This is a genomic window from Chelativorans multitrophicus (assembly GCF_011317445.1).
GTDB lineage: Bacteria > Pseudomonadota > Alphaproteobacteria > Rhizobiales > Rhizobiaceae > Chelativorans > Chelativorans multitrophicus.
The window spans coordinates 62,723-88,518 of the sequence record NZ_JAAAPL010000001.1 but is presented as its reverse complement, the minus strand read 5'-3'; the positions used below and the strand labels follow the sequence as shown (position 1 = coordinate 88,518).

Annotated in this window: 26 protein-coding genes; 16 read left to right on the top strand and 10 right to left on the bottom strand. The window is 61.3% G+C overall.

Annotated elements, in window-relative coordinates; translation table 11 throughout:
* The first annotated feature begins 6 nt into the window (after nucleotides 1–6).
* From GNP00_RS00390 to GNP00_RS00355, 8 genes are all read left to right on the top strand, one after another.
* The gene (locus GNP00_RS00390) at nucleotides 7–570 is read left to right on the top strand and encodes a DUF2059 domain-containing protein (protein WP_011580799.1); all 564 of its coding nucleotides are present in this window, start codon (nucleotides 7–9) and stop codon (nucleotides 568–570) included.
* Nucleotides 571–681: 111 nt separating this feature from the next.
* The gene (gene gor / locus GNP00_RS00385; protein ID WP_011580800.1) at nucleotides 682–2,064 is read left to right on the top strand and encodes a glutathione-disulfide reductase; all 1,383 of its coding nucleotides are present in this window, start codon (nucleotides 682–684) and stop codon (nucleotides 2,062–2,064) included.
* A 178-nt stretch (nucleotides 2,065–2,242) separates the two neighbouring features.
* Entirely contained in the window at nucleotides 2,243–3,619 is a 1,377-nt protein-coding gene (locus GNP00_RS00380; protein WP_011580801.1) for a class II 3-deoxy-7-phosphoheptulonate synthase, read from the top strand.
* A gap of 305 nt (nucleotides 3,620–3,924) precedes the next feature.
* On the top strand, nucleotides 3,925–5,643 hold the full coding sequence (locus GNP00_RS00375) for an NAD+ synthase (RefSeq protein ID WP_011580802.1): 1,719 nt from the start codon (nucleotides 3,925–3,927) through the stop codon (nucleotides 5,641–5,643).
* Between the two features lie 101 nt (nucleotides 5,644–5,744).
* Nucleotides 5,745–7,664 carry a DNA primase gene (gene dnaG / locus GNP00_RS00370; RefSeq protein WP_011580803.1) on the top strand — a complete coding sequence of 640 codons (1,920 nt, stop codon included), beginning with the start codon at nucleotides 5,745–5,747 and terminating at the stop codon, nucleotides 7,662–7,664.
* Between the two features lie 304 nt (nucleotides 7,665–7,968).
* Nucleotides 7,969–9,975: an RNA polymerase sigma factor RpoD gene (rpoD, locus tag GNP00_RS00365; RefSeq protein WP_166015681.1), complete on the top strand. Its 2,007-nt coding sequence runs from the start codon at nucleotides 7,969–7,971 to the stop codon at nucleotides 9,973–9,975.
* 229 nt (nucleotides 9,976–10,204) lie between these two features.
* Complete coding sequence (locus tag GNP00_RS00360) at nucleotides 10,205–10,498, top strand: GYD domain-containing protein (RefSeq protein WP_011580805.1); 294 nt, start codon at nucleotides 10,205–10,207, stop codon at nucleotides 10,496–10,498.
* Between the two features lie 45 nt (nucleotides 10,499–10,543).
* Nucleotides 10,544–10,963 (top strand): secondary thiamine-phosphate synthase enzyme YjbQ, encoded by a 420-nt coding sequence (locus GNP00_RS00355; protein WP_041544660.1) that lies wholly within the window; start codon nucleotides 10,544–10,546, stop codon nucleotides 10,961–10,963.
* A gap of 104 nt (nucleotides 10,964–11,067) precedes the next feature.
* On the opposite strand, the gene GNP00_RS00350 is transcribed toward GNP00_RS00355, so the two are convergent.
* Complete coding sequence (locus GNP00_RS00350; protein WP_041544661.1) at nucleotides 11,068–11,541, bottom strand: VOC family protein; 474 nt, start codon at nucleotides 11,539–11,541, stop codon at nucleotides 11,068–11,070.
* 200 nt (nucleotides 11,542–11,741) lie between these two features.
* On the opposite strand from GNP00_RS00350, the gene GNP00_RS00345 reads away from it, so the two are divergent.
* Both GNP00_RS00345 and GNP00_RS00340 read left to right on the top strand, forming a co-directional pair.
* Entirely contained in the window at nucleotides 11,742–12,395 is a 654-nt protein-coding gene (locus GNP00_RS00345; protein ID WP_011580808.1) for a glutathione S-transferase family protein, read from the top strand.
* 74 nt (nucleotides 12,396–12,469) lie between these two features.
* Nucleotides 12,470–12,754: an HlyU family transcriptional regulator gene (locus GNP00_RS00340; RefSeq protein ID WP_011580809.1), complete on the top strand. Its 285-nt coding sequence runs from the start codon at nucleotides 12,470–12,472 to the stop codon at nucleotides 12,752–12,754.
* A 78-nt stretch (nucleotides 12,755–12,832) separates the two neighbouring features.
* Here GNP00_RS00340 and GNP00_RS00335 read toward each other — a convergent pair whose 3' ends face one another.
* From GNP00_RS00335 to GNP00_RS00320, 4 genes are all read right to left on the bottom strand, one after another.
* Nucleotides 12,833–13,291 (bottom strand): FKBP-type peptidyl-prolyl cis-trans isomerase, encoded by a 459-nt coding sequence (locus GNP00_RS00335; protein WP_011580810.1) that lies wholly within the window; start codon nucleotides 13,289–13,291, stop codon nucleotides 12,833–12,835.
* A 202-nt stretch (nucleotides 13,292–13,493) separates the two neighbouring features.
* Nucleotides 13,494–13,910 carry a VOC family protein gene (locus GNP00_RS00330; RefSeq protein ID WP_011580811.1) on the bottom strand — a complete coding sequence of 139 codons (417 nt, stop codon included), beginning with the start codon at nucleotides 13,908–13,910 and terminating at the stop codon, nucleotides 13,494–13,496.
* 85 nt (nucleotides 13,911–13,995) lie between these two features.
* Nucleotides 13,996–15,261: an RNA polymerase sigma factor gene (locus GNP00_RS00325; protein ID WP_011580812.1), complete on the bottom strand. Its 1,266-nt coding sequence runs from the start codon at nucleotides 15,259–15,261 to the stop codon at nucleotides 13,996–13,998.
* Nucleotides 15,258–15,644: a YciI family protein gene (locus tag GNP00_RS00320; protein WP_011580813.1), complete on the bottom strand. Its 387-nt coding sequence runs from the start codon at nucleotides 15,642–15,644 to the stop codon at nucleotides 15,258–15,260. Before GNP00_RS00320 ends, GNP00_RS00325 begins: the two co-directional genes overlap by 4 nt.
* A 132-nt stretch (nucleotides 15,645–15,776) precedes the next feature.
* Between GNP00_RS00320 and pyrC the strand changes: the two genes are divergently transcribed.
* The 3 genes from pyrC (at nucleotide 15,777) to GNP00_RS00305 (ending at nucleotide 18,050) form a co-directional block, all read left to right on the top strand.
* Nucleotides 15,777–16,817, top strand: coding sequence for a dihydroorotase (pyrC, locus tag GNP00_RS00315; protein ID WP_011580814.1), 1,041 nt, complete (start codon nucleotides 15,777–15,779; stop codon nucleotides 16,815–16,817).
* Between the two features lie 212 nt (nucleotides 16,818–17,029).
* Complete coding sequence (locus tag GNP00_RS00310) at nucleotides 17,030–17,734, top strand: orotate phosphoribosyltransferase (protein WP_011580815.1); 705 nt, start codon at nucleotides 17,030–17,032, stop codon at nucleotides 17,732–17,734.
* A 91-nt stretch (nucleotides 17,735–17,825) separates the two neighbouring features.
* Nucleotides 17,826–18,050: a DUF378 domain-containing protein gene (locus tag GNP00_RS00305; RefSeq protein WP_011580816.1), complete on the top strand. Its 225-nt coding sequence runs from the start codon at nucleotides 17,826–17,828 to the stop codon at nucleotides 18,048–18,050.
* A gap of 48 nt (nucleotides 18,051–18,098) precedes the next feature.
* On the opposite strand, the gene GNP00_RS00300 is transcribed toward GNP00_RS00305, so the two are convergent.
* From GNP00_RS00300 to GNP00_RS00290, 3 genes are all read right to left on the bottom strand, one after another.
* Nucleotides 18,099–19,043, bottom strand: coding sequence for a metallophosphoesterase (locus tag GNP00_RS00300; RefSeq protein WP_011580817.1), 945 nt, complete (start codon nucleotides 19,041–19,043; stop codon nucleotides 18,099–18,101).
* Between the two features lie 291 nt (nucleotides 19,044–19,334).
* Nucleotides 19,335–20,528: a pyridoxal phosphate-dependent aminotransferase gene (locus GNP00_RS00295; RefSeq protein WP_011580818.1), complete on the bottom strand. Its 1,194-nt coding sequence runs from the start codon at nucleotides 20,526–20,528 to the stop codon at nucleotides 19,335–19,337.
* 95 nt (nucleotides 20,529–20,623) lie between these two features.
* On the bottom strand, nucleotides 20,624–21,220 hold the full coding sequence (locus GNP00_RS00290; RefSeq protein WP_011580819.1) for a helix-turn-helix domain-containing protein: 597 nt from the start codon (nucleotides 21,218–21,220) through the stop codon (nucleotides 20,624–20,626).
* 126 nt (nucleotides 21,221–21,346) lie between these two features.
* Between GNP00_RS00290 and GNP00_RS00285 the strand changes: the two genes are divergently transcribed.
* Nucleotides 21,347–22,057, top strand: coding sequence for a nitroreductase (locus GNP00_RS00285; RefSeq protein WP_166015679.1), 711 nt, complete (start codon nucleotides 21,347–21,349; stop codon nucleotides 22,055–22,057).
* Nucleotides 22,058–22,175: 118 nt separating this feature from the next.
* Nucleotides 22,176–22,742 (top strand): acid-shock protein, encoded by a 567-nt coding sequence (locus tag GNP00_RS00280; protein ID WP_011580821.1) that lies wholly within the window; start codon nucleotides 22,176–22,178, stop codon nucleotides 22,740–22,742.
* A 191-nt stretch (nucleotides 22,743–22,933) separates the two neighbouring features.
* On the opposite strand, the gene GNP00_RS00275 is transcribed toward GNP00_RS00280, so the two are convergent.
* Both GNP00_RS00275 and GNP00_RS00270 read right to left on the bottom strand, forming a co-directional pair.
* Nucleotides 22,934–24,109, bottom strand: coding sequence for a sensor histidine kinase (locus GNP00_RS00275; RefSeq protein ID WP_011580822.1), 1,176 nt, complete (start codon nucleotides 24,107–24,109; stop codon nucleotides 22,934–22,936).
* Nucleotides 24,110–24,293: 184 nt separating this feature from the next.
* Nucleotides 24,294–24,854 (bottom strand): type 1 glutamine amidotransferase domain-containing protein, encoded by a 561-nt coding sequence (locus tag GNP00_RS00270; protein WP_011580823.1) that lies wholly within the window; start codon nucleotides 24,852–24,854, stop codon nucleotides 24,294–24,296.
* A gap of 181 nt (nucleotides 24,855–25,035) precedes the next feature.
* Between GNP00_RS00270 and GNP00_RS00265 the strand changes: the two genes are divergently transcribed.
* Entirely contained in the window at nucleotides 25,036–25,770 is a 735-nt protein-coding gene (locus GNP00_RS00265) for a helix-turn-helix domain-containing protein (protein WP_011580824.1), read from the top strand.
* The last annotated feature ends 26 nt before the right edge of the window (nucleotides 25,771–25,796 follow it).

Below are 25,796 nucleotides of genomic sequence, written 5' to 3'. Positions count from 1 at the left end.
GCGAAGATGAAACTGGCCCAACGCGCTCGCATGATCGCATTGACCGCCGCGGTAGCACTGACGGCTCTGTCATTCCCGGCAGGCGCGCAGGAGGTTTCGGAAGAGCATCTGAAGGCTGCGCGCGCCGCCATCGACGCGATCAACGCCACCGATCCTTTCGACAACTACCTGCCCGACGCCGCCGCATCCCTCAAAGCCCAGCTCATACAGCAGAGCCCCAACCTGGTGGATCTGATCAACACCACCGTGGATGAGAAGGCGCTTGACCTGGCTGCACGTCGAGCCGATCTGGAGAAGGAGGCCGCAATTGCCTATGCGCGCCTGTTCAGCCAGGAGGATCTGCAGAATATAGCGACCTTCTACAACTCTCCCACGGGCAAGAAGCTCCTCTCCGATGGCCCCATCGTCACGCGGGAACTGCTGCAGGCGGCTGAAATCTGGCGGCGCGGCGTTGCACGCGATCTGACCAACTCCGTGGTGGAAACGCTTCAGGTCGCGGCCGGCGCCGAGGCTCCGAAGGCGCCTGCGGAAGAAACCGATGGTGCGGCCGCAGCGCCCAGTTCCAACTGAGCTCGGCAGCAATATTGAATAGAATTGAAGGCCCGGCCCTAGCGCCGGGCTTTCTTTTTGCGCTGCAAAGTCATAGCTGCGAGGAAGCGGAACGAGAGCAGCGGGAGAATCATGGCGAAATACGACCTCGACCTCTTCGTGATCGGCGGCGGCTCCGGGGGCGTGCGGGCCGGGCGGGTCGCGGCCTCCATGGGCAAGCGTGTCGCGATCGCGGAGGAATACCGTTTCGGCGGCACCTGCGTGATCCGCGGCTGTGTGCCCAAGAAGCTTTTTGTCTACGCCTCTCAATTTCCCGAGCATTTCGAGGATGCCGCCGGTTACGGCTGGGCTGTGGGCGAGAGCCGCTTCGACTGGGCGACCCTAATAGCCAATAAGGACAAGGAGATCGCACGGCTTGAAGGTCTCTACCGCAAAGGCCTCGAGAATGCCGGCGCTCGCCTGATCGACGGCAGGGCGGTTCTCGTCGACAGCCATACGGTGCGTGTCGGCGGTGAAACTTTCACGGCTGAACATATCCTGGTCGCCACCGGCGGCAGGCCAAATCCGCATGTGGCGCTCCCGGGCCGGGAGCACTGCATCACCTCGAACGAAGCTTTTCACCTCGAAGAACTGCCCGCCTCGATCGCCATCGAGGGCGGCGGCTATATTGCCGTCGAGTTCGCCAACATCTTCCACGGCCTCGGCGTGAAGACGACGCTGATTTACCGCGGCAGGGAAATTCTGAGCCGGTTCGACGGCGATCTCCGCAAGGGCCTGCACGAAGCAATGGAAGCCAAGGGCATCCGCATCCTCTGCCAGGACATTATCGAGCAGGTGGAGAAGCAGCCCGATGGCCGGCTTGCCGCCCATTTGATGTCGGGAGGCGTCGAGACCTTCGACAAGATCATGCTCGCCATCGGCCGCGTTCCGAATACCGAGGGCCTGGGGCTGGAAGCCGCGGGTGTCGAGACGGGCGTGCGTGGCGAGATCCTCGTCGACGGCTATTCGCGCACCAATGTCGAGAACATCTGGGCGATCGGCGACGTGACGGACCGGGTGCAACTGACGCCCGTCGCGATCCACGAGGCCATGTGCTTCATCGAGACCGCCTTCAAGGACAACCCGACCACTGTCGATCATCGGGATATCGCCACGGCGGTTTTCTCACAGCCGGAGATCGGCACCGTGGGCCTAGCGGAGGAGGAGGCGGGAAAGCATTTCGAGGAGCTGGAGATTTACCGCGCCAGCTTCCGCCCGATGCGGCATACGCTTGCCGGCCGGCAGGACAAGATGATCATGAAGCTCGTGGTGGATGCCGCTTCCAAGCGCGTTGTTGGCGCGCACATATTGGGGCCCGATGCCGGCGAAATGGCGCAGCTTCTTGGGATCGCGATCAAAGGCAGGCTCACGAAGGACGTCTTCGACCGCACCATGGCCGTCCACCCGACGGCGGCGGAGGAATTGGTGACCATGTACCAGCCCTCCTATCGCGTTAGAAACGGTGAGCGGGTGTAAAGGCATGCCTCCTCTCGCTCGCCAACCAATGGCGAGCGGGAATCGCCGCATAGGACCCCGAAAGACGATTTTACGTCGATTCACGGCGAAATGCGGGGTAGTATCCGGGCGAAGCTTCCGCTAAATAGCCGCAACCTGCCGGTGAACGCCGCAGGGAGGAAGCCTATGGATAATTGATATGACGAAGTGGTCCCCGAATTCCTGGAGAAGCAAGCCGATCCAGCAGGTTCCGGCCTATCCGGATTCTGCAGCGCTGGCCGAGGTCGAGGGCCGCATGGCCACCTATCCCCCGCTCGTTTTTGCAGGTGAGGCGCGCAAGCTCAAGAAACAGCTCGCTGCCGTCGCCGATGGCGAGGCTTTCCTGCTTCAGGGTGGCGATTGCGCCGAAAGCTTTTCCGAGCACGGCGCGGACAATATCCGCGACTTCTTCCGCGTCTTCCTTCAAATGGCCGTGGTGCTGACCTTCGGCGGCGCGCAGCCCGTGGTGAAGGTCGGGCGCATCGCCGGTCAGTTCGCCAAGCCGCGCTCGTCGGATTCGGAGACGAAGGGCGATGTCACATTGCCTTCCTACCGGGGCGATATCATCAATGGTATCGACTTCACCGAAGCTGCGCGCATTCCCGATCCCGCGCGCCAGGAAATGGCCTACCGTCAATCGGCCGCGACGCTCAATCTCCTGCGCGCCTTCGCCCAGGGTGGCTATGCCAATCTGGAGAACGTGCACAAATGGATGGTGGGGTTCCTTTCCGACAGCCCGCAGGCTGAGCGTTACAAGGCGCTGGCGGACCGCATCAGCGAGACGATGGATTTCATGCGGGCCATCGGCATCAATGCCGAAAGCCATCCCTCGCTGCGCGAGACGGATTTCTACACCAGCCATGAAGCGCTGCTCCTCGGCTACGAAGAGGCGCTGACCCGCGTCGATTCGACCTCCGGTGATTGGTATGCGACCTCCGGCCATATGATCTGGATCGGCGACCGCACGCGCCAGCCCGACCATGCCCATGTGGAATATGCCCGCGGCATCAAAAACCCGCTGGGCCTAAAATGCGGCCCGTCTCTGGAGCCTGACACGCTCATCCGCCTGATCGATACGCTCAATCCGCAAAACGAGCCTGGCCGGCTGACCCTTATTGCGCGCTTCGGCGCCGACAAGGTCGTTGATCACCTGCCCAAGCTGCTTCGTGCGGTGGAGAGGGAAGGGCGCAGAGTCGTCTGGTCCTGCGATCCGATGCATGGAAACACCATCTCGCTCAACGGCTACAAGACGCGGCCCTTCGACCGCATCCTTAAAGAGGTGCAGACCTTCTTCGACGTGCACCGGGCCGAGGGCACGCATCCGGGCGGCATCCATATCGAGATGACCGGCAAGAACGTTACCGAGTGCACGGGCGGCGCCCGTGCCATCTCGGCTGACGATCTGCAGGACCGCTATCACACCCATTGCGACCCGCGCCTCAACGCCGATCAAGCGCTGGAGCTTGCTTTCCTGGTGGCGGAACTTCTGAAAAAGGATGCCGCGGCTCATCCTGAGAGGAAGATCGCGGCGGGCTGAGGACTTTTACTCCACAGCCCTTGCTGGTGAGGCGGCAATGCTCAGGCACGGATCCTCGGGTCAAGCCCGAGGATGACGACGGGGGATGCGTTTCCACCAATCGCCAGTGCCGGAGACTAGCGGAGACCTCTCCACTTCGTCATCCTCGGGCTTGACCCGAGGATCCATGCCTGAACGCTCAACGGGCGAAACGGCCAAAAACGGCATTGGCAGCAGGTGAGCGGGGCAGGCAAAGCACGATCTCTGCGGCGCTGCAGGCTTCCATACGGGCGCCGATCCTTGCAAGCCTTCCGGACGCAAGCTAGATGAGCTTCATGACGAACGCCGCTCCAGACATTTTCCGCATCGCCGTCGCCCAGCTGAATCCCACGGTGGGCGACATCCCCGGCAATCTCGCCAAGGCGCGCGAGGCGCGCGCGGACGCGGCGCGGAAAGGCGCGGATCTCGTTCTTTTCACCGAGCTTTTCATCGCCGGCTACCCGCCCGAGGATCTTGTGCTGAAACCGGCCTTTGTCGCAGCCTGCGAGAAGGCGGTGCTGGAACTGGCTGCCGAGACGGCCGATGGCGGCCCTGGCGTCATCATCGGCACGCCGCTCAAGCGCGAAAGCGGCGTGCACAACGCGGTCGTGGTGCTCGACGACGGAAAAGTGATCGCCGAGCGCTATAAGCTCGACCTGCCAAATTACGGCGAGTTTGACGAGAAGCGCGTCTTCGATGCCGCTCCCAGCATGCCCGGCCCGGTGAATTTCCGCGGTGTGCGCATCGGAATTCCCATTTGCGAGGATATCTGGGGCAAGCTCGACGTCTGCGAAACCCTTGCTGAATCCGGTGCCGAAATCCTCCTCGTTCCAAACGGCTCGCCCTACTACCGGGGCAAAGTGGAGGTGCGTCAGCAGGTCGTCATCGTGCAGGTGATCGAGAGCGGCCTGCCGATCGTCTATGCCAATATGCTTGGCGGGCAGGACGAACTGGTCTTCGACGGCGCTTCCTTTGCGATCCAGGCCGACAAGTCGCTCGCCTTTCAGATGAGCCAGTTCGAGGAGGCGGTAGCCGTCACAACCTGGCGCAGAGGCCGCGACGCCGCAGGCGCGCAAAGGGGAAAGGACGATGAATGGGTCTGTGCCGAGGGGCCAATGGCGATCATTCCCGAGAAGGAGGAGGCGGACTACCGCGCCTGCATGCTTGGCCTTCGCGACTATGTGAACAAGAACGGCTTCAAGAATGTGGTGCTGGGCCTTTCCGGGGGCGTCGATTCCGCGCTCTGCGCGGCGCTTGCCGTTGATGCCTTGGGGGAAGAGCGGGTGAGGGCGGTCATGTTGCCCTATCGATATACATCCAAGGAATCGCTGCGGGACGCGGAGGCTTGCGCGCGGGCGCTCGGCTGCCGCTATGACATCGTACCCATCAACGAGCCGGTGGAAGGCTTCAGGAATGCGCTCGGCCAGCTTTTCGAGGGCACCGAAGAGGGTATCACCGAGGAAAACCTCCAGAGCCGGGCGCGCGGCACGCTGCTTATGGCGATCTCGAACAAGTTTGGCTCCATGGTGGTAACCACCGGCAACAAGTCTGAAATGTCCGTCGGCTACGCCACGCTCTATGGCGACATGAATGGCGGCTTTAATCCGATAAAAGACCTTTATAAAATGCAGGTCTACGCGCTCTGCCGCTGGCGCAATGCGCATGTGCCGCCGACCGCGCTCGGGCCTTCCGGCGAAGTGATCCCCGCATCGATCATCGACAAGGCGCCTTCGGCCGAACTGCGCGAGAACCAGACGGATCAGGATTCCCTGCCGCCTTACGCCGTGTTGGATGATATCCTCGAATGCCTGGTCGAGAATGAATTGGGGGTGGACGAGATCGTCGCGCGCGGACACGATCGCGATCTTGTCCATCGCATCGAGCATCTTCTTTACGTCGCCGAATACAAGCGCCGTCAGGCAGCACCCGGCGTGAAGATCACAAAGAAGAATTTCGGGCGCGACCGGCGCTATCCCATCACCAACAAATTCCGCGACCGGGGATGAGACAAGCCTTGGCCGCTAGCCTGTGAACAACGTGCATTGCTCAAACGGGGCCGCGACAGGCCGGCAGGCGGGGTATAAGATCGCCATAACAGGCGGGACCGATGCGCTTTCCAAACAGCTTTCTTGACGAAATCCGTGACCGCGTGCCCATCAGTCAAGTGGTGGGCTCGCGTGTCACTTTCGACAAGCGCAAGAGCAATCCCGGTCGCGGCGATTTCTGGGCCTGCTGCCCGTTCCATGGCGAAAAATCACCGAGCTTTCATTGCGAGGATCGGAAGGGGCGATATCACTGCTTCGGCTGCGGCGTCTCTGGCGATCATTTTCGCTTCTTGACAGAGCTCGACGGGATGAGCTTCCCCGAAGCCGTTGAGCGCGTGGCCGAGATGGCGGGCGTGCCGATGCCGGCGCGCGATCCGGAGGCGGAAAAGCGGGAGAAGGAGCGCGCCAGCCTTACCGATGTCATGGAGATGGCGGCCCAGTTCTTTCAGGACTGCTTGCAAGGGGCACGAGGAGCCGAGGCAAGAGCCTATTTGCGCGGGCGCGGCATCGCTTCCCTGACCCAGCAGACCTTCCGTCTCGGCTTTGCGCCCGACAGCCGCAACGCCCTTAAGGAGTTCCTGGCTGGCCGGGGCGTCGGGAAAGAGCAGATGGAGGCTTGCGGCCTGGTGGTGAGCGGACCGGATGTTCCGGTTTCCTATGACCGCTTCCGCGGCCGCGTCATGTTCCCCATTGAGGACGCGCGCGGACGCGTCATCGCTTTCGGGGGCCGGGCGCTTTCCTCCGATGTTCCGGCGAAATACCTCAATTCACCGGACACCGAGCTCTTCCACAAGGGCAATGTGCTCTACAATCACGCCCGCGCGCGCAAGGCCGTGAAGGATGGGCCTGTGATCGCCGTCGAAGGGTATATGGACGTCATCGCGCTCGCCCAGGCCAGCGTCGAGAATGTCGTGGCGCCGCTGGGCACGGCGCTGACCGAAAACCAACTGGAGCTCTTGTGGCGCATCTCGGGCGAGCCGGTTCTCTGTTTCGACGGTGACGGCGCGGGGCTGCGCGCCGCCTGGCGCGCGGCGGATCTGGCGCTGCCCCTGGTGCAGCCGGGAAGATCGCTGCGCTTCGCGCTTCTCCCCGAAGGCAAGGACCCCGATGACCTGGTGCGCGAGGAGGGGAGACAGGCTTTCGATGCGCTCATCGGGGAAACGCGGCCGCTCGCCGATCTCCTCTGGATGCGCGAGACCTCTGGCCGTGTGTTCGACACGCCGGAGCGGCGCGCCGAATTGGAGCAGACCTTTCGAGAGCTTGCGAACCGCATCCGCGACGAGAACGTGCGCCGGCATTATGCGCAGGAATTGCGTGAGCGGGTGCAGAGCTTCTTCGGTTCGGGCCCGCAGCCTGGACGCCAGCAGCGTGGCGGCTTTTCGCCGCGCGGAGGAGGACCGGGCAAGCCTGGCGCGGCGGCCGGCCGGTTCGCCGTTTCGGAAAGCCTCGCCCGTTCGGCCATGGTGAAGCGCACAGCCGGAATGATGCCGCTTCGCGAGGCTACCCTGATCGTCGCCCTCGTAAACCATCCGGCGCTGATCGATGAGCAATTCGACGCCGTCGAGAAGTTGTCGCTCGCCAATGCTGATCTCAAAAAGCTCTATTCCGCCCTGCTCGACGCGGTCGCCCATGACGTAGCGCGTGATCATGAAGCGTTGACGGCGGCGATAGGCGCTGCAGGCCTGGGCGAAATCCTGGAGCGGGCACAGACGCTGGTTCGCCGCGCCAACCAGTGGCCGGCTCTGCCGGAGGCCGCCTTAGAGGACGCGCGCGAGGCCTTTCTGCAGGCCCTGCACTTGCACCGCAGTGCGGGTGCCCTACATAGGGAGCTGAAAGCGGCCGAGCAGGCGCTGGCAAACGAACCGACCGAAGAGAATTATCGGCACCTTGTGGAGATTCAGGCGGAACTGCGCAACTTGCAGTCGGCGGAAGCGCTCATCGAGGGTTTCGGCATTCTTTCAGGCCGTGTCGGAAGGTCTTGATTTATCCCCAGAAGCGAGCCGTGAAATGCGCTGCGATTCGCTTTTTGGACGCGAATCATGGCACAGCAGCTTGACCTCGGCGCAATTTAAAGGAATCAGGGTCGATTCGATCGGATACCGTGGGTTGGTCTGCTAAGAGCAAAGAGACCACAGGCATGGAAAGGCAGCAAGGCTGCCATAGATGTCAGGGTTAATCGCGCTTTAACACTGGGCGCATAGAGCCTGACGGCGCGCATCCCGGCGATGAGTCGAGCTGTGGGTAGTGGCTGAGCCCGCTGCAAAGGGCGGTTGGAGAAGGCAGAGCATGGCGACAAAGGAAAAGGAAGAGGTCGAGATCGAACGCGACGGCACCGATGGGCCGCTGCTCGACCTTTCCGACGACGCAGTCAAGAAAATGATCAAGCTCGCGAAGAAGCGCGGCTATGTGACCATGGACGAGCTGAATGCGGTGCTGCCTTCCGGTGAGGTGAGTTCCGAGCAGATCGAGGACACGATGGCCATGCTTTCGGACATGGGCATCAATGTCGTCGAGGACGAGGAGGCGGGCGAGGAAGCCGAGGCTGACAGCGCGCCCGAAGAGGAAAGCGGTGAGCTGGCCGAGACCGGCAGCGCCGTTGCCACCGTTGCCAAGAAAGAGCCGACCGACCGCACCGACGACCCCGTGCGCATGTATCTGCGCGAGATGGGTTCGGTGGAGCTGCTGTCGCGCGAAGGCGAAATCGCCATCGCCAAGCGCATCGAGGCCGGCCGCGAGACCATGATCGCCGGGCTTTGCGAAAGCCCGCTGACGTTCCAGGCGCTCATCATCTGGCGCGAAGAGCTTAACGACGGAAAGATCCTGCTGCGCGAGATCATCGATCTTGAGGCGACCTATGCCGGCCCCGAGGGCAAGCAGGCGCCGGTGATCGCGCGGCCGGAAGATGTCGCCAGGCCCGCGCCCGAAGAGAAGCTGATGCGGCGGGCGCGCGATGACGACGACATTACCAATGTCGGCGGAGAGTCGCGGCCCGAGGAAGACGACGAGGAGGAGGACGAGACGAACCTCTCCCTCGCTGCCATGGAGGCCGAGCTCAAGCCCGGCGTCATGACGACGCTCGACTTCATCGCCGACACTTATTCCAAGCTGCGCAAGCTGCAGGACCAGGAGGTGGAGAGCCGCCTGGGCGATTCCGACAAGCTTTCGGCTGGTCAGGAGCGCCGGTCCAAAGAGCTGAAGGACGAGCTCATCAAGGCGGTGAAGTCGCTCTCGCTCAACAACCAGCGCATCGAGACGCTGGTCGAGCAGCTTTACGATATCAATAAGCGCCTGGTGCAGAACGAGCTGAAGCTGTTCCGGCTTGCCGAGAGTTATGGCGTGAGGCGCGAGGATTTCCTCAAGGCCTATCAGGGTTCCGAGCTTGACCCGAACTGGGGTTCCACGGTGGCCGTCCTGCCGCAGCCCGGTTGGAGGGACTTCGTCAAGCACGAAGCCGACACGATCGAGGCCCTTCGCTCCGAGATCCAGAATCTTGCGCAGGAAACCGGTATTTCGATTGGCGAGTTCCGCCGCATCGTCAATCAGGTTCAAAAGGGCGAGCGCGAGGCGGCTATCGCCAAGAAGGAGATGGTGGAGGCCAATCTGCGCCTGGTCATCTCCATCGCCAAAAAATACACCAACCGTGGCCTGCAGTTCCTTGACCTGATCCAGGAAGGCAATATCGGCCTCATGAAGGCCGTGGACAAGTTCGAGTATCGCCGCGGCTATAAGTTCTCGACCTATGCCACCTGGTGGATCAGGCAGGCGATCACCCGTTCGATCGCCGATCAGGCGCGGACGATCCGCATCCCTGTGCATATGATCGAGACGATCAACAAGATCGTGCGCACCTCGCGCCAGATGCTGCATGAGATCGGCCGGGAGCCGACGCCGGAAGAACTCGCCGAAAAGCTCGCAATGCCGCTTGAGAAGGTGCGCAAGGTTCTCAAGATCGCCAAGGAGCCGATCAGCCTCGAAACGCCTGTGGGCGATGAGGAGGATTCGCATCTCGGCGATTTCATCGAAGACAAGAGTGCGATCCTGCCGATCGACGCGGCAATCCAGGCGAACCTTCGCGAGACGACGACGCGCGTTCTTGCTTCGCTCACTCCGCGCGAGGAACGCGTGCTCCGCATGCGCTTCGGCATCGGAATGAACACCGATCACACGCTTGAGGAGGTGGGCCAGCAATTCTCGGTCACACGCGAGCGCATTCGCCAGATCGAGGCGAAGGCGCTGCGCAAGCTCAAGCATCCGAGCCGCAGTCGCAAGCTGCGCAGCTTCCTGGACAGCTGAGGAAGCGTCTCTACTTCTCCTAAAAGCCGGGCCTTGGCCCGGCTTTTTTTGTGCCCGGCAGCCTCATCCAGCTTTGGTAGGAATGCTTCCCAAAGCGGATGGCGCTCGGAAAGCGGCTAGCTTGCCGGTCTAGCCAGGCAGGCGCATACTCGGCTCCGGGTGGTGGGAAAACGTTCCGGCGCCTGAGCACTGCGCTCCGCAGACGTCACGGCGCCGAGGGAGGTGTGACGTGACCACGTATATCGTACTTTCCAACTGGACAGAGCAGGGCATCAAAACTGTGCGCGAGTCGCCGCGGCGGCTCGATGCGGCTAAAGCCCTGGTTGAGGAAATGGGGGGGTCGATCCGGGCGTTCTACCTGACCATGGGGGAATACGACATGGTCGTTATCTGCGAAGCGCCGGATGATGCGGTAGCCGCTCGCTTTGCCCTCGCGCTGGGCTCTCAAGGCAATGTGAAGACCTGCACCATGAAAGCGTTTCCCGAGGAGGCCTATCGGGAAATCATCCGCTCGCTGGGCTGAGGCCTGAGGCTTGACAGGCGCGTCCGGCCGATGCACGACCCAGGTATGGCCCAGACGCGCCTTTTCATATCCACCTCCGGCCAAGGCCTCTACGAGTTTACGCGGGAAGCTGCCGATTTCGTACGCCGTCAGCCGGTGGAGGAGGGGCTGCTCACGGTCTTCGTGCGCCACACCTCCTGCTCGCTTATCATTCAGGAGAATGCCGATCCTGACGTGAAGCGGGACCTCGATGCATTCTTCCGCAGGCTCGTGCCCTCGTCGAGCGATCCGTCCATGGACTGGATCGTCCATCGCATCGAGGGGCCGGACGATATGCCGGCGCATATCAAGGCGGCGCTTACGCAGACCTCGATCGGCGTTCCCGTATCGGGGGGCCGGATGCTGCTCGGCACCTGGCAGGGCATCTACCTTTTCGAACACCGCGACCAGCCGCACCGGCGCGAGATCATCCTTCACTTGAGCTAGAGCATCGGCCCGAAAACCGGAATCGGTTCTCGGGTGCCTCCCAGAGGAGGCAGGGCGCTGCGGCAAAACCGAGGAGTGATCCTCACCGGTGAAAAGGCGGAGCATCAACCGCGTCGCGCAGCCTCGATCGCGGCGACATCGATTTTCCCCATGGTCATCATGGCCTCGAAAGCGCGCTTCGCTTCCGCGCCGCCGGCCGCCATCGCTTCCATCAGAACACGCGGGGTGATTTGCCAGGAAATGCCCCATTTGTCTTTGCACCAGCCGCATGCGCTCTCCTGGCCGCCATTGCCGACAATGGCGTTCCAGTAGCGGTCGGTCTCCTCCTGGTTTTCGGTGGAGATCTGGAACGAGAAGGCTTCGTTATGCTTGAAGGCGGGACCCCCGTTGAGGCCGAGACAGGGAACGCCCGCAACGGTGAATTCGACCATCAACACATCGCCCTCTTTGCCGGACGGGTAATTACTGGGCGCATGATGCACGGCAGTCACCGCGCTGTCTGGAAACACATCGGAATAAAAGCGCGCGGCTTCTTCGGCATCCTTGTCGTACCAGAGGCAAATCATGTTCTTTGCCATTGCGTCTTCCTTTCGATTTAAAATCCAGAGTGACGGCGTTCCTTCCAACGAAGATCTCTGGCGCATCTCTTCATCCCGGAAGGTCTCATGCAAGTGAAAATGTCCCCAACGGCTCAAAATCGAGCTCGTTGTCGGAAGGCGCGCCGGGTGTTCGTCCTAGGATCATGCTTGACACGCAATGCCATCAACAGGAGGCCGCTATGACCCCCATTATCACCGCCTTTGAACGGTCGCCGGATCGTGGCGCGGGTTTGGCGCGAGACATGCGCGTTCGCTGGGCGCTCGAAGAAGTGGGCCAGCCATACGAGGTTCGTCTTCTGTCCTTCAAAGCAATGAAGGAACCGGCGCATCTCGCGCTTCATCCTTTCGGGCAGATTCCGACCTATGAAGAAGGCGATCTCACACTTTTCGAGTCCGGGGCGATCGTGTTTCACATCGCCGAGCGCCATGCGGGCCTGCTGCCCGAGGATGAGAATGGCCGGGCGCGGGCGGTCGCGTGGATGTTTGCCGCTCTCAATACGGTGGAGCCGCCGATTTTCGATCGCAACCTCGCCAAGATCCTGGAGCGCGACGAGCCCTGGTACGAGCAGCGCCTGCAAGCCCTTGAGGAAAGCATCCGCAAACGGCTGGACGGCCTTTCCGGCCACCTCGGCAATGCGGACTGGCTCGATGGTGCTTTTAGCGCCGGTGACCTTTTGATGGTCTCGGTGCTGCTCAGGTTGAAGAAAAGCTCGGATATATTGGACGAATATCCAAACCTGTCCGCCTATGTTGCGCGCGGCGAAGCGCGGGCCGCATACAAGCGTGCTTTCGAGGCTCAGCTGGCGGTTTTCACGGCGGCTTCGGCCGACTGACAATCCGGCATGCCCCGGTCTGGTCCTGAATGCGCGGCCGCGCTAGCTTCCGGAATCGATAGAGGAGAGTTGCCATGTCATTTCTGAAGCGTTTGTTCGGCGGCGCCGAGAAGTCTCCCGCGCAAGAGACGGTCGGCACGCCGGAGGAGCACAAGGGCTTTACCATCCGGGCTACGCCCTTTTCCGAGCAGGGACAGTTCCAGACCTGCGGCGTCATTTCCAAGGAAGTCGGCGGGGAGTTGAAAGAGCACCGTTTCGTTCGGGCTGATCGCTTTCCCAGTGCCGATCTCGCAGCCGAGCATGCGATCCGCAAGGGCCGCCAGATCGTGGACGAGCAGGGCGACGCCCTGTTCGGTTAGTCCCGCTTTGCCGGAGAGGGAATAGCCGAAATAGGCGGTAAAGCCGCCTTCTGGCCTACTTTCCTTTTCCCTGATCTCCTATTGCCCGAATTTCAGGCCGGGCTCGGAACCGACGATCTCGACCAGTTCGATATCGAAGACGAGATCTTGTCCCGCCAGCGGATGATTGGCATCGACGATCACCTGCTCGTCATTCACGTCGGTTACGGTAAGCGGTATCTGCTTGCCGTCCCGCGTGGTGGCGGTCAGCCGCGTGCCGACCTGCAGGTCCAGATTGTCAGGCATCGTGTTGCGCGGCACGGATTGCACTTGCCGTTCGTCGCGCTCGCCATAGGCCTGATTGGCGGGAATGGTCACGGTCGATGTTTCGCCGACCTCCATGCCTTCCACCTGCTTTTCGAAACCGGCAATGACCTGACCGCCGCCGACCTGGAATTCCAGGGGCTCGCGACCGTCGGAGGAATCGAACTCGGTGCCGTCGGTGAGGCGTCCCCGGTAATGGACGCGTACGACATCGCCCGCTCTGGCTTGTCTCATGGATTTCTCCCTTTTTACCGATTTCGATCCAGTTCGCGCTCAGGCGCCAAGCGGCGGGCCATGGATCGCCGCCACTAAGGCCAAGGGTAGGGCATGCTAGAGCCGTGTAAACCCTATAAGGCCGATATTTTTACCGGATCCCGGCGAAAGAACGGCTGCCGCAGATTGGGCGGCAGCCGTTCAAGGCGGTGAGGGGGCAGGCTTACTTTCCGACGATGGCCCAATCGAAGCCGAATGGATCCCGCAATTGGCCGTAGCGGTCGCCCCAGAACATCTTTTCGAGCGGCATCACCACCTCCATGCCTTCCGTCTTCGATGCGCGATCCCACCAGAAGTCCACGTCCTCCACGCAAAGCGTGAGCGACACGCCCGCGGGCTTGACATAGGCGTGACCATATTCGGGGTAAGGATCGCTCATCATCAGCGAGCCTCCATTGATGTAGAGGTGGAGATACATCGTGCGCCCCTGCTCATCGACCGGGTGGCGGGCCACTTCCTTGGCGCCGAAGGCTTTCTCGTAGAACGCGGCGGCCTTGGCGGCGCCTTCCACCTGCAGATAAGCGATGACGCCGCCGCGCGGTTGGCCGGTTTCCCCTGGGGCGATCTGGATTGCAGACATGTCCTTCTCCTTCTTTTCCTGAAACATTGGCAGGCTGCGTTCCAAGGACGTTCGGGAAGGCGCCGATCCGACAGGAAGCGAAAAATTAGGCGGACTTTGCCCGCGGCTTCGCGTCGCTGATCAGCCGGTCGATCTGCTGACGGATATGCGCTGCCTCGGCCGGCGTGCGCGCGAGCGATATAGCCTTGTCGAAGGCCGTCCGCGCTTCCCGCTCCCGGCCGAGTTCCATCAAAAGCGCGCCGCGCACGCCGTGGAAATAGAAATAGTTGGAAAGGCGCTCCTCCAACGGCTCGATGAGCAGCAGCGCGGCTTCCGGTCCTTGCGTCTTGAACAGGGCGACTGCGCGATTGAGCCGGATGACGGGCGAGGGCTGCAGCCGCTCCAGCATTTGATAGAGGAGATTGATCTCCTGCCAATCCGTATCCTCGGGCTTGGCCGCCCGCGCATGAAGCGCCGCGATCGCCGCCTGCACCTGATAGATGCCGGGCTTGCGGTGGCGCATAGCCTTGTCCACCAGCGCCAGTCCCTCCGTGATCATATCGCGGTTCCACTGGCTTCGATCCTGCTCCTCCAGGAGCACGATATCGCCGTTGCCATCGATGCGTGCTGGCGTTCGGGCATGCTGCAGGAGCATCAGCGCCAAGAGCCCCATGACCTCCGGCTCGGCCGGGAACAGTCTCAAAAGAAGCCGCGCCAGCCGGATCGCCTCGTTGCAGAGCGGTTCGCGCACATGCACTTCCCCGCCGCTTGCGGAGTAACCTTCGTTGAAGATCAGGTAGATCATGGCGGCCACAGCCGCGAGCCGTTCGGCGCGTTCCGCCGCGCCCGGTGCCCCGAATGCCACATTCGCCTCGCTCACACGGCGCTTGGCTCGGGTGATGCGCTGCTCCATTGCTTTTTCGTTGACGAGGAAGGCGCTTGCGATCTCCCGCACCGAGAGGCCCGAGACGATGCGCAGCGCCAGCGCCACCTGCTGGGTAGCCGGAAGATCCGGATGGCAGCAGATGAACATCAGCCGCAGGATGTCGTCCCGGTAGTGAGAATCGTCGAGCCTTTCAGCCATGTCCGCCTCGGCGTCGCCGAGCTCGGAAATCGCCGAGTCTTCGGGCAGCGCCGTGTTGCGGCTGTCGCGGCGCACCGAATCGAGCGCCGCATTGCGGCCGACGAAGATGAGCCAGGCGGCGGGATCGCGCGGCGGCCCTTTCACCGGCCATGTCCTCATGGCGCGCAGGCAGGCCTCCTGAAACGCCTCTTCCGCCCGGTCGAGATCGCGAAAATAGCGCAGAAGCGCACCCATCGCCTGCGGGCGCGCGCCCGTCAGTGCAGTCTCGATCCAGGCCATGTCGTTCATGATGCCACTTTCACCTTCTGAGGGAGCACGCCTTCTTCAAAGATCTGGACGGGGCGGATTTCAAAGGTGCAGCTCTCGCCTTCCTTCATGCGCTTGGCGAAATCGATCACCTCGTCCAGGTTCTCGCAGTCCACGAGGTAGAAGCCGAGGAGCTGCTCCTTGGTCTCTGCAAAGGGTCCGTCCAGAACCAGCTGCTCGTTGCCGGAGGCCCGGATCGTCGTTGCGCCCGTCGTCGGCACGAGCCTGATCGCCGGTCCCATCTTGCCGCGTTCGACAAAATCCTTCTGCACAAGCTTGCGCTTGGCCAGGACCGCTTCGTCCTCGGCCTTGCTCCAGGACATCACCACGTCCTCGTCGTGATAGCAGAGAATGGCGTAAAGCATCGGCATCACCTCGTTCGCTTAAAAGACGGCCGAGCATGCCTCATTCCGACAGGAGCCGCGAGGGAATTTCGCTGCGGCGCCGCGAGTTTCGCCTTGCGCTTGCCCGCAAACCGGATATGTCTCGGCCCTGTCATGAAAACACTTACCATCAGACAGCCGGACGACTGGCACCTACACCTGCGCGATGGCTCCGTGCTTCAGGCGGTGGCGGAGCACTCGGCGGCTCACTTTGCCCGCGCCATCATCATGCCGAATCTGGTGCCGCCCGTCGTGACCACAAGGGATGCGGCGGCCTATCGCGAGCGCATCCTGGCGGCGCTGTCTGAAGGCAGCGCCTTTACGCCTCTGATGACGCTCTATCTCACGGAATCGAGCTGCGCTGACGATATCGAGGCAGGGTTCCGCAGCGGCCTGATCAAGGCGGTCAAGCTCTATCCGGCGGGAGCCACCACCAACTCCCAAAGCGGCGTGCGCAACATCGAGGCCGTCTACCCGGTGCTGGAGCGCATGGCGAAAATCGGCCTGCCGCTCTGCGTGCATGGCGAAGTCACCGATCCCGCGGTCGATATCTTCGACCGAGAGGCGGTGTTCATCGAGCGGGTGCTGCAGCCCTTGCGCCGCCGCCTGCCGGAACTGCGCATCGTCATGGAGCATGTGACGACGAAGGACGGCGTCGATTTTGCGCTGTCGCAGGATGAGAATGTCGGCGCGACGATCACGACGCATCACCTGATCATCAACCGCAATGCAATCCTCGCCGGCGGCATTCGCCCGCATTATTACTGCCTGCCCGTCGCCAAGCGGGAGTCCCATCGCCTCGCGCTGCGCGCGGCCGCCATCTCCGGCGAAGGCCGCTTCTTCCTCGGCACGGATTCTGCGCCGCATCTGGATCCGCTCAAGGAATGCGCCTGCGGGTGCGCAGGCGTCTTCAATGCACCGAACACCATGGCCTGTCTGGCGCATGTGTTCGAGGAGGAGGGCGCGCTCGACCGGCTGGAGGCTTTCACCTCCTTAAACGGTCCCGCCTTCTACCGCCTGCCGCCGAACGAGAAGCGCATCACGCTCAGGCGTTACGACGAGCCGCTGGAAATGGAACGGAAAGTCAGCGTGGGGGACGAGGCTATCACCGTCTTCGACCCGATGTTCCCGATCCACTGGAAAGTTGAGGATTAGGCTTTTTAGGCGGTCCTTGGCTTGATAGCGAAGAAAGCCGCAAAAAACGCCACTAGCGGGAGCAGGTAATTTGTGGCCGCGCTGGTGCGAAGCGCCCTATCTCTCCCCTTTCGGGAGAGAAAGCGATTTCTTGGTTTGGCGAAGCCAAAATCTTAGAAATTGCAAGTGAGGGGTATATTGTTGAAGACGGTCCGAAGGAACCAAGCCCGCCCATGTTTGCCAACACCTTTCCCGACAAGGCCCTGATCGCCGAGACGGTGGCCAAGATGCTTCTGGAGATCGAGGCGGTCCACATCCGTGCGAACGAGCCCTATACCTTCACCTCCGGCATCAAGGCGCCCGTCTATATCGATTGCCGAAAGCTCATCTCCTATCCTCGCATCCGCTCGGCTGTCATGGATTTTGGCGCGTCGGTGATCCTGCGTGGCGCCGGCTTCGAGCAGTTCGATGTGGTTGCGGGCGGCGAGACGGCCGGCATTCCCTTCGCTGCCTGGCTTTCCGAAAAGCTCGGCTTGCCGATGCTTTATGTGCGAAAGAAGCCAAAGGGGTTTGGCCGCAACGCGCAGATCGAAGGCAATCTGCCGGACGGCGCGCGCGTTCTTTTGGTCGAGGATCTAACCACGGATGGCGGGAGCAAGATCAAGTTCGCCGAAGCCATCCGCAATGCCGGCGCTACGGTGAGCGACACTTTTGCCGTCTTTTATTACGACATCTTCCCCGATACGCCGGACCGGCTTAAAGCCGCCGGCATGCGGCTCCATTATCTCACCACCTGGTGGGATGTCCTCGCCGTCTGCCGAAAGGAAAACCGTTTCGGCACTGAAGCGCTGGATCAGGCGGAAGCCTTCCTCAAGGAGCCGCTCAAATGGTCTGCCAGCCACGGCGGCATCTCGGAGCTCCCCCGCACGGAGAGTTGAGATTGCCGGTACGATCACGAATTGTTACAAGAGGAACGATTGGCGTAAGATCCGCATTGTCAGCATCAGGGCGTCCTAATGGAGAACCCCTATGCACGCACTCAATGTTGTCACGCTCATCCTCCTCATCATTGGGGGACTGAACTGGCTGCTCGTCGGTCTCTTCCAGGTTGACCTGGTGGCGTCCATCTTCGGAGGGCAGGAAGCGGCAGTTTCCAGGGTCATCTATGTCCTGGTCGGGCTTTCGGCCTTGTGGCAGCTGATGCCGTTGTTCAAGTCCTTCAACGAGGATGAAGCAATGGCCCAGCGCCATTAAGAAGAACGGCCGGCGGAGCGATAATCGCCCGCCGGCCTCTTTCTTTGTTTAAGCTCCGCGTGCTCCATCCAGCCTCAGGCTGCGGCTTGGCTCACGGCCGAAGCCGGTGATCTCCAAGCGATCTTCATATACGGCCACCGTCGAAAACGCATTATGCGCCGGCGTTTCGACCATCCCTTGAAAATTGACGAAATGCTTTCCGGAGATTTCTCCGTAATTTCCGGCATGGTTGTGCCCGTTGAAGAAGGCGGCCACATGGTCGTGGCTCGTCAGGAGTTCGACAATGCGATCCGAATCCCAGAGATTGTGCATATTGTCGGGATAAATCGGATAGTGACTGAGCACGATCACCTTCTCTCCTGCCGTCTTGGCCTTTTCCAAGGTTTCACCCAGCCAGGCAAACTGTTCATCGCTCAATGAGCCGTTCCAGCTCTGGGCATTGGATGCACCGGCCTCCTTGAGTTTTGCCAGCCGCTCTGCGGCGATCTCCAGCCTTGGGTCGCCCGCTGGCGGTGCGAACAGGCTTATATCGTTGCCGTCAAGAACGATGAATCGGTAGCCCCCGCCGGTGAAATCATAATAGGGCTTTGGCATGCCCACGGTGCGGACGACCGAGCGCAGGTAATCCTGCCCGACTTCATAATCGTGGTTGCCGAGCACGAAGAAATGATCGTGCCGCAGTTTGTCATAGATCGGCAGGATGTCGCCAAAGCTGTCCCAGTGCCGGTCGATGATGTCGCCCAGCGTGGCGACGAACTGGAGATCCTGCTGGTTGAAAGTGTCGATGGCTTCCGTCAGCTTCCACAGGCTGTTCGCATAATACCGGGTGCCGCCGGCCTTGGGCGGAAAGGGCGCGTATTGCGGGTCCGCGATGATGCCGAACCGGAAGAGGGCGTTGCCCTGTGCGCTCGCTGGCGCGGCAGAAAACCCGCCGAATGGAGCTAGAAGGCCGGCCGCGGCAGTGGCCTTGATGAGCATGCGACGTGTGGGCATCTCCGATTCTCCTCGTCTGAACAGGGATGCTCTGTTCTAGGCCGCACGCGGTGACACGCGGGTGACGCGAAGATGAAAATGGGATGACCACGGCACGGGGAGCATCTAGCAAATCGGCAGCGTTGAGGATTTGCCGAAACGCTCTCGCCCTTACCGCTCCGCCAAGCTCGGCAAGGCGGCCTTTGCTGCCCCACGAAGTTGGAGAGGTGCTGATACCGGAACTCAACCGGGGGAGAAGGTGAGGGGTTGAAGCACGGCTCAACCCTCCCATCAAAAAATAGAGACCTGTCCCTATTCGGCTGCGTCGCGCCTTGTGATCTCCGACGCGATATAGCGGCGGATGCGCATCGCCGCCTCCCGCAGCACGGGCTCTTCCTGGCACATGGAGATGCGGATGTGGCCCTGCGCCGCCGCACCAAAGCTCGGTCCGGGCATGACGGCGACCTTTTCCGCCTCCAGGAGGCCCCATGCGAATGCTTCGGCGTCCGGATTTATGTGCGAAATGTCGAGCATGACATACATGCCGCCTTCGGAGCCCCGGACGACGATGTCGTTTGCGCCCCTGATCTCATCCAGGAAGGCCTTTCGGCGGCTTCCGTAGCGCGCCGCGATCTCTTGAACCCCATGGCCGTTTTCCACCGCCGCCACTGCCGCGCGCGAGACGAAATCCACCATGCCGTAGCTCGACACGATGTTGAGGCTGATCAGGAGCTTCACCACCTCGGCCGGCGCGGTGAGCCAGCCGACGCGCCAGCCTGTCATGCCGTGGCTCTTGGAGAGGGAGTTGACGACCAGCGTGCGCTCCTTCATCCCTGGCAGGGATCGGGGGGAGACATGCTCCCGCTCGCCGCGCAAGGTCCAGTAAACCTCGTCGGAGAGGAGCCAAAGGTCGTGCCTGCGGCAAATCTCCGCGATTGCCTCGAGAGTGGCGCGCGAATAGACGGCGCCCGTCGGGTTGTTCGGCGAATTGATGAGGATCATGCGCGTTTCAGGCCGGATCGCGGCGGCGATCGCCTCGACCCTCGGCTCAAATCCGTCTTCGGAGCGCGTTTCGATTTCGGTAAAGCTCGCGCCCGCCGCCCGTACCGTGCCGGGATAGGTGGCGTAATAGGGTGAGACGATCACCGCATGACTGCCGGGATCGAGCACTGCCTGGCAGGACGCGTAAAGCGCCCCCTGGCCTCCCTGTGTGACGATCACCTCCTCCGGGGCCGTATCGACGCCGGTGCACTCGGTGGAAAGCCGCGCCAGCGCCTGGCGCAATTTCGGCAGGCCGGGCAGCTGGATATAGTGGTGATGGCCGCTTTGCACGGCTTCCACGCAGGCCTCGACCGTTCCCGCGGGCGTGTCGAAATCATGATCGCCCACCGAGAGCATCAGGATGTTTTCACCCGCCAGTTTTCGGGTCAGGGCTGCGAAATGAACCTCCCAACCGTCCTTGCCGGAGGGCATGATGCCGGTAATGCGCTTTGAAATATCAGGCATGAATCTACTCTTATTTGATGGCTTCGGGGCCAATTTTACGGCAAAGCCGTCTTCTCCACGGTTCAGATTGTCAAGCCCTGCTTTCGTCGGGAACGTTAGTAGACCGGCGGTGAGACGACCCAGACCACGATCGCAGGTTCCTCATGCGGGTTGCGCCACCGGAGGGTCTCGCCGCGCACGCGAAAGCTGTCGCCCGCCGAAAGCTCGTACCACTTTCCGGTGACTTCGATGTCGAGCGCGCCGGAAACCACATAACCGGCCTCTTCGGCGGCGCGTTTTCGCGGCTGGGGCAGCGGCGTATTGCCCGCAAACTCACAGCAGATGATTTCGAACCGGCCTCCGAGGTTCGGCGATAGAAGCTCCTCAAGCACGCGGGGCTGGCCGGATACGAGCTTGCGGCGCTTGTCCGCGCGCACGACCACCTGCAACTCCTTCTCGTCCGATGCCGCGGGTGTGAGGAAGAAGCTTACGGGGACTTTGAAATGATTGGCGAGCGCGCGCAGGTCGGCGACACTGGGAAGCGAAATGCCTCTTTCCACCTGGCTCAGCCATCCGACCGACCGGCCAAGTTGCGATGCCAGGCCGGCAAGCGTGAGGCCGCGCGCCTTGCGCAACCGGCGGATATCGCTCGCCAGGAGCCGAAGCGCCTTGGTTTTCAGATCCGTTTCCGCGCGTTCGAAGGACGTGGACATCGTGAAATTTTCCTCTGGAAATTCATGAAACCAGCCTGTATGAAAAAATCAAGGGGATTTTCACTGTGCGGGCCGCAAACACTTCGCCTCCGGCGGTCACGTTTACCCGGCCTCAAGGACGGCAAAATGTTGGCACCGGACCAGAGAACAGTGGATGCGGAGGCTGTCGCGGCCGTCGACGAGGCCATTACGTCGCGCCGTTCCGTGCGCGCGTTTCTGCCCGATCCGGTGGATGAGGGGACTATCCGCGAAATCCTGCAAGTCGCCTCCCGAGCGCCTTCGGGCACGAACATGCAGCCCTGGAAAGTCTATGTGACGGCCGGCGAGACCAAGCACAGGCTGGCCGAAGCAATTCTTTCCTCGGGCATTTGCGCGGAAAAGGCGAAGTGGGAGGAGTACAAATACTATCCCGACAGCTTCTTCGAGCCCTATCTCTCCCGCCGCCGCGCGGTCGGCTATGCGCTTTATGGGCTTCTCGGCATCGGAAGGCGCGAGGTTGACCGGATGCGTGCCCAGCACGACCGCAATTTCGTCTTCTTCGACGCCCCGGTCGGCATGATCTTTACCATCGACCGCAGGCTCAACAAGGGCTCATGGATCGATCATGGAATGTTCCTGCAGTCGATCATGATCGCCGCGCGGGCGAGGGGGCTCCATACCTGCCCCCAGGCGGCATTCGCCCCTTATCACCGCTACATCCGCCCCATTCTCGATATTCCCGAGGAGGAAGTGGTCGTGTGCGGCATGGCGCTCGGATACGAAGACACGTCCAAGCCGGAGAACAAGCTCAGGACCGAACGCGCGCCGATCGAAGAGTGGTCTACCTTCCTGCGCTGAAACAGTCGAAGCCTTACAGAAATGTAATTCCGCAGCAAGCGCACCGTAATGTTGGGCGTGGCAGAAAAGAGCTGTCGCAAGCGCCGCCACCGGCGGCACAACATGAAGGAGTGAACGGATGCTTCGCAAGGTTCTTGTTTCCGCCATCGCCCTATCGATTGCCGCCGGCGCCGTGAGTTTCGCGCAAGCCCAGCAGGCCGGCAACGACAACGCGCCCGCTGCCGCCCCGCAACAGAACGAGCGCGGACCCGGCGGGTTCTTCAACCGCTTCGATTCCAACAGCGACGGTTCAATCGCAAGAGATGAATTCGGCGGCGATCGTCTCGACACGCTGCGGACCGCCGATGAGAACCAGGATGGCACGCTCTCGCAGGAGGAATTGGCCAATTACCTGATGAAGCGTGAGTTCGAGCGGCGCGCCGAACGGTTGGCCGGGCAATTCGATATCGACGGCGATGGGCAGGTTACGCTTGCCGAGATCGAAAACCAGCAGGGCAAGCACTTCGCACTGCTCGACCGCAACGATGATGGTCAACTCAGCCAGGACGAGTTGCGCCGGGGCAGGGGCGCGACGCTTATGCACCGCGGCGACGGCCGGCGCCTTGCCATGCGCGACGGTCACCGTCCTCACAAGATGATGATGCATCGCATGGAGCGCGACCGGGCTCCGACGGATCGGGAATAGCCGCGATCAGCAACAGTGTCGCTGCGACAGGCTCGGCCTTGTGCCGGGCCTTTTGCGTTGCACGGGGTCATGTCGCAAACAGCCGTGGACTAAGCCGCTCTTGGCGTGACTCGATGGCGGTCGAGAAGAGCTATCGTCGAGACCTGAACATTATGCCTGCGACACGCGGCTTGCCGCGGCGGCATTCGCTTTCACGTGAGAAGATTGCCTAACGGCAGGGTGATCGTAACAACAAGACCCGATGCTTGCCAATCATACTCGAGCTTGCCGCCAAATTGGCGCGTGACGGTGGCATGTACGAGTCGACTCCCATAGCCGGTGCTTTTCGGCGCGCTCTCGATGGAAGGGCCGCCGCTTTCGGTCCAAACGATCGTCAGTAGGTCGTCGGCGCTGCGCCAGCAAATGTCGACGCGCCCTTCTTCCGTCGACAGCGCACCATATTTCGAGGCGTTGGTCGCAAGTTCATGCATTGCAAGGGCAATGCCATCTGCTGCCTTGTCACCGCATGCGACTTGCGGACCCTCCAGTTGGAAGCGCGCCGAAAGATCGGGAGCATGCGGGCGTATGATGGTGTCGATTATCTCGCCGAGTTCCGTGGTACGCAGGCCCTCCTCGTTGTGACGCACCTTGCGGCGGACAAGCGAATGGGCAGCCGACAGCGCATGGAGCCGTCCGGAAAGGGCCAAAGCCATTTCTTCCTTGGTGGATGTGCTGCGCGCGGTGGTTCGGATCATGCTTTCCGCGATGGCAAAAAGGTTCTTGATCCTATGGTCCATCTCGGCGGCAAGCCGCTCTTGCTCCTCAAGCGCGCGGCTAAGGCGCATCTGGCTCTCATGGAGGCTGAGAGCCCCGCCCACGAAAGTAGCAAGTTCGGTCATGGTTCGGGCATCGCCGCCGTCAAAATGGCCAGCTTCACGCGAGACGATCCAAAGTGTGCCGAAAGGTTTCTTTCCGCCGACATGAATGGGAACGAGCAGAACTTCCGGCACTGTAATGCCTGCATCCGCTATCCAGCTATATGCACGTTCGGGGTGGAGAGCGAGAACCGGACGGTTTTCATCCAGCGTGACGCCGCAGGGGCTATAATCGCGCGGGGTAGGCATGCCTTCGAATGAGGCAAGGGTGCCGCGCAAATAGCGCCAGCGAAACACGCGGGTGTCGTCGCCTTCATAAAGGCTGATCCCGGCGGAAACGCCGCCCGTGATCTCCAGCGCCAGATCGACGAAACGGGGAAGGACCTCCTCCGGCGCGTCGACCATGCGGACCACGAGTTCTTGCAGCGCCAGCTTTTCCTGAAGGTAATCCGGCTTCTTTGGCGCGCGACGATTAAGTTCGTCGGTGATGAACACGTCGGCGAAAGATGGCATCAATGGCTGCAGCAAGTTCTCAGGGGCCTCTAAAAAAACCAGTCTATGTTAGTTTTGCAGGGCAAGCGAGTAGCGACTTTGTGATTTTCTTTCAAAATTTTGCTCAAAGTAAAACCCACCCGGCCAGAGGGCGCGGGCGGGTCGGCGCGGTCAACCGGGAGGATCGGCGCGCCTTATTGAAGCCCTAGGCGGCGCGGCGCTGGTGCCTTCCTTCCCGTATTTCCTCAGCGAGCTTGTCGCAGAATGCGTCAAGGTCACCCGGATTGCGGCTGGTAACGAGACCCTGATCGGTGACGACCTGCGAGTCCTCCCATTTACCGCCGGCATTGATGACGTCCGTCTTGATCGAATGGTAAGAAGTGACGCGGCGGCCCTTTAAAATCCCGGTCTCAACGAGCAACCAGGGAGCATGGCAGACGGCGCCGATGACCTTGCTGTCATTCCAGAAGCTCTTGATGAAATCGAGAGCTGCCTTCTCCACGCGCAGAAGATCGGGATTGATCTGTCCGCCGGGCAGGACGAGGGCATCATAGTCTTCCGGCCGTGCCTCGTCCAAAGTCTTGTCGACTTTAACCGGACGCCCCCAATCCTTCTCGTCCCATCCCTTGATCTCGCCGGGCTCGAGCGAGATTACGTGAACCTCCGCGCCCGCCTGCCGCAGCTTGTTGAGAGGGACCTCAAGTTCAGACTGCTCGAAGCCATGGGTTGCGAGAATTGCCACCCTTTTTCCAGAGATGTCCTGCATCGCTCGCTCCATCTATCTCTTTGGGGACTACCTGCCAAACCGGGGAGTTAGAGAGGTGTTCCGCTTTCGGGCGGGGGAAAAGGGACCGTGGCACTGGAACAAAAAGAGGGATTTGAACGGGATCGATATAGCCGCATGGGGCGTTGCAATCTTATAGGCTCCACAACCAACTGAATGCAGAGTGACAGAATACCCGCTACTAAAGCAGTTATCTCTTCGAGGCTCGATCACGCGTGAAGAGTCGGAGTTCTTGACTGCAGCTTTCTCTGGAACGCGGGAGATTCCACACGACCGGGAATTCATCAGGGAAGGGGACGTTCCGCAGGCGAGTACCGTTCTTTTAAGCGGGTTCGCTGCGCGATCGAGAGAGCTTTCAGACGGAAAACGGCAATTTTTGACCATTCACGTGGAAGGAGACTTCGTCGACCTGCACAGCTTCCTTCTGAAGAAGATGGATCACGGGGTCGTGGCCCTCACCCGATGCACGGTTGCTTCCGTTCCGCATGAAAGGCTGAAGGAGATCACGGAGCGTTTTCCCAACCTTACGCGTCAGCTTTGGCTGAGCACGTTGATCGATGCTGCGATACACCGCGAGTGGCTGGTAAGCTTCGGCCGCAGATCTTCGCGCGCAAATGTCGCGCACCTCTTGTGCGAACTTTACATGCGCCTGGCGGCCGTCGGCAAAGCCGACAAATTTCAGTTTCGGTTGCCCATTACGCAAGGGGAACTGGCCGATGCTAGGGGCATGTCCATCGTACACCTGAACCGCGCTATTAAAGGGCTGAGGGAGCTGGATCTGATCACTTGGCTCGGGGAGACGGTCGAGATCAAGGATTGGAACGGCCTTGCCAGCCTGGCGGATTTCGACCCGAATTATCTCAAGTTGGATATGAGGCGCCTGGCGCCGCTCGAATGACCTCGAACACTGGTCAGTCTCGGCCG

Excerpts from the sequence above, each read along its gene's own strand:
- GNP00_RS00275 (WP_011580822.1), bottom strand. The coding sequence starts at position 24,109 with ATGCCATCTTTCGCCGACGTGTTCATCACCGACGAACTTAATCGTCGC.
- GNP00_RS00340 (WP_011580809.1), top strand. The coding sequence starts at position 12,470 with ATGTCATTTCTGAAGCGTTTGTTCGGCGGCGCCGAGAAGTCTCCCGCG.
- GNP00_RS00285 (WP_166015679.1), top strand. The coding sequence starts at position 21,347 with ATGTTGGCACCGGACCAGAGAACAGTGGATGCGGAGGCTGTCGCGGCC.
- GNP00_RS00355 (WP_041544660.1), top strand. The coding sequence starts at position 10,544 with ATGGCCCAGACGCGCCTTTTCATATCCACCTCCGGCCAAGGCCTCTAC.
- gor (WP_011580800.1), top strand. The coding sequence starts at position 682 with ATGGCGAAATACGACCTCGACCTCTTCGTGATCGGCGGCGGCTCCGGG.
- pyrC (WP_011580814.1), top strand. The coding sequence starts at position 15,777 with ATGAAAACACTTACCATCAGACAGCCGGACGACTGGCACCTACACCTG.
- GNP00_RS00270 (WP_011580823.1), bottom strand. The coding sequence starts at position 24,854 with ATGCAGGACATCTCTGGAAAAAGGGTGGCAATTCTCGCAACCCATGGC.
- GNP00_RS00290 (WP_011580819.1), bottom strand. The coding sequence starts at position 21,220 with ATGTCCACGTCCTTCGAACGCGCGGAAACGGATCTGAAAACCAAGGCG.
- GNP00_RS00345 (WP_011580808.1), top strand. The coding sequence starts at position 11,742 with ATGACCCCCATTATCACCGCCTTTGAACGGTCGCCGGATCGTGGCGCG.
- GNP00_RS00320 (WP_011580813.1), bottom strand. The coding sequence starts at position 15,644 with ATGCTTTACGCCATTCTCTGCTATCACGACGAGGACGTGGTGATGTCC.
- GNP00_RS00280 (WP_011580821.1), top strand. The coding sequence starts at position 22,176 with ATGCTTCGCAAGGTTCTTGTTTCCGCCATCGCCCTATCGATTGCCGCC.
- GNP00_RS00325 (WP_011580812.1), bottom strand. The coding sequence starts at position 15,261 with ATGAACGACATGGCCTGGATCGAGACTGCACTGACGGGCGCGCGCCCG.
- GNP00_RS00310 (WP_011580815.1), top strand. The coding sequence starts at position 17,030 with ATGTTTGCCAACACCTTTCCCGACAAGGCCCTGATCGCCGAGACGGTG.
- GNP00_RS00300 (WP_011580817.1), bottom strand. The coding sequence starts at position 19,043 with ATGCCCACACGTCGCATGCTCATCAAGGCCACTGCCGCGGCCGGCCTT.
- GNP00_RS00380 (WP_011580801.1), top strand. The coding sequence starts at position 2,243 with ATGACGAAGTGGTCCCCGAATTCCTGGAGAAGCAAGCCGATCCAGCAG.
- rpoD (WP_166015681.1), top strand. The coding sequence starts at position 7,969 with ATGGCGACAAAGGAAAAGGAAGAGGTCGAGATCGAACGCGACGGCACC.
- GNP00_RS00390 (WP_011580799.1), top strand. The coding sequence starts at position 7 with ATGAAACTGGCCCAACGCGCTCGCATGATCGCATTGACCGCCGCGGTA.
- GNP00_RS00295 (WP_011580818.1), bottom strand. The coding sequence starts at position 20,528 with ATGCCTGATATTTCAAAGCGCATTACCGGCATCATGCCCTCCGGCAAG.
- GNP00_RS00305 (WP_011580816.1), top strand. The coding sequence starts at position 17,826 with ATGCACGCACTCAATGTTGTCACGCTCATCCTCCTCATCATTGGGGGA.
- GNP00_RS00330 (WP_011580811.1), bottom strand. The coding sequence starts at position 13,910 with ATGTCTGCAATCCAGATCGCCCCAGGGGAAACCGGCCAACCGCGCGGC.
- GNP00_RS00350 (WP_041544661.1), bottom strand. The coding sequence starts at position 11,541 with ATGGCAAAGAACATGATTTGCCTCTGGTACGACAAGGATGCCGAAGAA.
- GNP00_RS00375 (WP_011580802.1), top strand. The coding sequence starts at position 3,925 with ATGAGCTTCATGACGAACGCCGCTCCAGACATTTTCCGCATCGCCGTC.
- GNP00_RS00335 (WP_011580810.1), bottom strand. The coding sequence starts at position 13,291 with ATGAGACAAGCCAGAGCGGGCGATGTCGTACGCGTCCATTACCGGGGA.
- dnaG (WP_011580803.1), top strand. The coding sequence starts at position 5,745 with ATGCGCTTTCCAAACAGCTTTCTTGACGAAATCCGTGACCGCGTGCCC.